The organism is Mycobacterium sp. (assembly GCF_049281135.1).
Classification (GTDB): domain Bacteria; phylum Actinomycetota; class Actinomycetes; order Mycobacteriales; family Mycobacteriaceae; genus Mycobacterium.
Genome location: NZ_JBAPRN010000199.1, coordinates 1 through 3654 on the forward strand (window position 1 = coordinate 1; position 3654 = coordinate 3654).

Here is a 3654-nt window from a genome sequence, read left to right on the forward strand (position 1 = left end):
CCGGATTCGCCGTCGCCGATGGTGAATTCGGTGTCGCCGTATTTCACCTGCGAGACCGGCGTGATAACCGCGGCAGTGCCACAGGCGAACACCTCGGTGATCTCACCGGCGGCGGCCTTCTTCTGCCACTCGTCGACGTCGATTTTGCGTTCCTCGATCGCGAACCCCGCGTCGGTTGCCAACTGCAGCAGTGAGTCTCGGGTGATACCCGGCAAAAGCGAACCGGACAGCTCGGGGGTGACCAGGCGGGCCGATCCACCGCTGCCGAACACGAAGAAGAGGTTCATCCCGCCCATTTCTTCGATGAAGCGGCGTTCCACTGCGTCCAGCCAGACCACCTGCTCGCACCCGTGCTCGGCGGCTTCGGCTTGCGCCACCAGCGAGGCGGCATAGTTGCCACCGAACTTCGCCGCGCCGGTGCCACCCGGGCTAGCACGCACGTAATCCGTTGAGATCCAGACAGTTACGGGCTTGATCCCGTTCTTGAAGTACGCTCCCGCCGGTGACCCGATCACCAGGTAGCGATATTGCTTTGCCGGCCGTACCCCCAAGCCGGGCTCGGTGGCGAACACGAATGGGCGCAGATACAACGACTCCTCGCCGCCGGCCGGCGGCACCCACTCGTTGTCGACGGCGATCAGTTGGCGCAGCGATTCGATGAACAGCTCCTCGGGCAGTTCGGGAATCGCGATCCGGCGCGCCGAAGACTGCATCCGCGCGGCGTTGGCTTCGGCGCGAAACGACACGATCGACCCGTCCGCCCAGCGATAGGCCTTGAGCCCTTCGAAGATTTCCTGTGCGTAGTGCAGCACGATCGCCGAAGGATCCAATTCGATCGGACCGTAGGCGCAGACCTGCGCATTGTGCCAACCCTGGCCCTCGTCGTAGTCGATCGACACCATGTGGTCGGTGTGATATTTCCCGAAGCCGGGATCGGCCAGAATCGCCTGGCGGGCGTCGTCGCTAGACGGGTTTGCGGTGCGTAACACCGTGAACTCGAGGACGTCGCTGGTCATCAGGCGATTGTATAACTGGGCGCTATCGAGTTTTTGGATCGACGAACGGTGGGCGCACCACTTCGCATTCGACGCCGCGGCCGCGGACGTCGACGGTGACGTGCTGGCCGTCCTCCACGCCCGCGTCGACGTCGATCAACGCCAGCGCGATACCGACTTTCAGCGTCGGCGAAAACGTGCCCGATGTGGTGACCCCGACCGTGGTGTCGCCGTCGAGAACGTTCAGGTCTGGCCGCAGCACACCGCGACCCACCGCGCGCAGACCCCGCAACAGGCGCCGTGGGCCGGCCTCCTTTTCGGCCAGCAGGGCGTCGCGGCCGAAGAACGCGTCCTTCTTCCAGCCGATCGCCCAACCGCAGCGGGCCTGCAGCGGCGAGATGTCGGCGGAGAGTTCGTGGCCGTGCAGCGGATAACCCATCTCGGTGCGCAGGGTGTCACGCGCCCCCAGACCGGCCAGCTGTCCGTCCGCGCGGGTGACCCCGGCCAGCAGCGCGTCGAAGACCACTCCGGCGGAGTCCCAGGGCGGCAGCAGCTCGTAGCCGTGCTCACCGGTGTATCCGCTGCGGCACACCCGCACCGGCACGCCCTCGAGCGTCGCGTCGGCATAGCCCATGTAGTCCATGTCGGTTGGCAGGCCGAGTTCGGTGAGCACCTCGGTCGACCGTGGGCCCTGCACGGCGAGCACCGCGTAGGCGCGATGCTCGTCGGTGATGCTCAGCCCTGCGGGCGCAGCATCTTTCAGGGCAGCGACGACGGCAGCGGTATTGGCGGCGTTGGGCACCAGGAACATTTCGTCGGGACTGACGTAGTAGGCGATCAGGTCATCGATCACGCCGCCAGATTCGTTGCAGCACAACGTGTATTGCGCCTTACCCGGCTGAATTCGATTGAGGTCGTTGGTCAGTGCGGAGTTGACGAACTGCGCGGCGCCGGGCCCGCGCACCAACGCCTTGCCCAGGTGGCTGACATCGAACAGCCCAACGGCATTGCGCGTCGCAGTGTGCTCGGCGACCGTGCCGGCATATGACACCGGCATCAGCCATCCGCCGAACTCGGCAAAGCTCGCGCCGTTCGCGCGGTGACGGTCGTCCAGCGGTCCATGCAACAGGTCGTCGCTCATAGGCATTTCACCCTAATGCGAGCCGCGACTGGCAGACTTGGCCAGGTGGTCGATCCCCTGGACTTCGACGCCATACAGGCGGCGGGGATCGCTGACCCACGCTCGCGAGCCGGGCTGCTCGAGTACCTGGCGGGCCTCGGTTTCACGGTGGACGAGATGGCCGAGGCCGAACGCAACGGCCGCCTCTTCGGACTCGCCGGTGACGCCCTGCTTCGGTCCGGTCCGCAGGTCTACACCTTGCGGACCGCGGCCGAGTCGATCGGTGTCGGCTTGGCGGATGTCGAACACGGCTGGGCGATGCTCGGCCTGACCGTCGCAGATCCGGATACCCCGGCGTTGAGTCAGGCCGATGTCGACGGCTTGGCGACCTGGGTGGCGATGAGGATGCAGATGGGCCCCGACGCCGCGGATGGTTTCTTACGGGTCCTCGGAGCCAGCGTCGCCCGGGTGGCAGACGCCATATCGTCGATGATCCGGATGAGTCAGCCCAAAATGTGGCTCGGCCTGACCGGCGACGAACTCACCACAGCGCAGGTCTACCGCGGGGCCGCAGAGTTCGTCCCCCGCCTGGGGGCGATGATCGACGCCGTCCACCGCCAGCATCTGGTCAGCACGCGAACGTTCATCGAGGGCGTCGTCAGCGGCCCGTCGGCGAGCCTGTTGTGCGGCGTCGGATTTGCCGATCTGTCCGGCTTCACAGCATTGACTCAACTGCTCACTCCCCCGGAATTATCGAGTTTGCTCACCGAGTTCGGCGCCACGGTCAGCGACGTGGTGCATGCCGACGGCGGCCGGGTGGTGAAATTCCTCGGCGACGCGGTGATGTGGGTGAGCCCGAGCCCGGAACGGCTGGCCGTGGCGGCGCTGCACCTCGTCGACCATCCCCGGGCGCACGAGGCCGGGCTGCAAGTCCGCGCCGGCCTGGGCTTCGGACCGATCCTGGCTCTGAGCGGTGATTACTTCGGCAACGCGGTCAACCTGGCCGCCCGGTTGGTGGCCGCGGCGGCGCCTGGACAGATCCTGGCCGCCGAGGAGGTCTACGAGCAATTGCCGCAGTGGCCTGCCGTCGTCCAGGAACCATTGCAGCTCAAGGGTTTCGACGCTCCGGTGATCGCTTATGAGCTGGGCCGGGCGGAGGCCTGACCGGCCGCTCGGCGTCGATCCACCAACGTGTCCGCGTCATCGGCAGGCATCCCACACCCGGGATCGTTAGGGTTGGTCTTCGTGAGCACTCAACCTGGTTACCTGGCCCCCGCTGTCTCGGTCGCCTCTTCGCTGCCCCGCCGCGGCGTGAAGTCGGCGGTGTTGATCGTTCCGGTGGTGTCATCAGGTCCCGAGGACGTCAACGACGAGCCGGGCGCGGCGGTCGTCGCTGCCGAACCATTTCTGTCGAAAGATGCGGTCACCGAAATCGAGGACGGCTTGCGCGCGCTGAACGCCACCGGCGCCGCCGAGCAGGTGCACCGGCTGGTGGTGAAGTCGCTACCGGTGGCCAGCGTGCTGACGGTCGGGCTGGGC

Annotated in this window: 3 protein-coding genes and 1 pseudogene; 2 read left to right on the forward strand and 2 right to left on the reverse strand. The window is 66.5% G+C overall.

Annotated features, from left to right (window positions below; genetic code table 11):
* Nucleotides 1-1016, reverse strand: a 1016-nt coding sequence (locus WAN02_RS08295) for a branched-chain amino acid aminotransferase (protein ID WP_422263676.1), incomplete at its 3' end; no start/stop codon positions are given.
* A gap of 22 nt (nt 1017-1038) precedes the next feature.
* The gene (gene gcvT / locus WAN02_RS08300; protein ID WP_422263677.1) at nt 1039-2136 is read right to left on the reverse strand and encodes a glycine cleavage system aminomethyltransferase GcvT; all 1098 of its coding nucleotides are present in this window, start codon (nt 2134-2136) and stop codon (nt 1039-1041) included.
* 15 nt (nt 2137-2151) lie between these two features.
* Here gcvT and WAN02_RS08305 point away from each other — a divergent pair, with 15 nt between their 5' ends.
* Together WAN02_RS08305 and WAN02_RS08310 are read left to right on the forward strand one after the other, a co-directional pair.
* On the forward strand, nt 2152-3279 hold the full coding sequence (locus WAN02_RS08305; RefSeq protein WP_422263678.1) for an adenylate/guanylate cyclase domain-containing protein: 1128 nt from the start codon (nt 2152-2154) through the stop codon (nt 3277-3279).
* A gap of 81 nt (nt 3280-3360) precedes the next feature.
* Nucleotides 3361-3654, forward strand: a pseudogene (locus WAN02_RS08310) (leucyl aminopeptidase); the annotation flags it as partial.

What these genes read in the sequence shown, in the direction of transcription:
- WAN02_RS08305 (WP_422263678.1), top strand. Translation starts at nt 2,152, where the DNA reads ATGCGAGCCGCGACTGGCAGACTTGGCCAGGTGGTCGATCCCCTGGAC.
- gcvT (WP_422263677.1), bottom strand. Translation starts at nt 2,136, where the DNA reads ATGAGCGACGACCTGTTGCATGGACCGCTGGACGACCGTCACCGCGCG.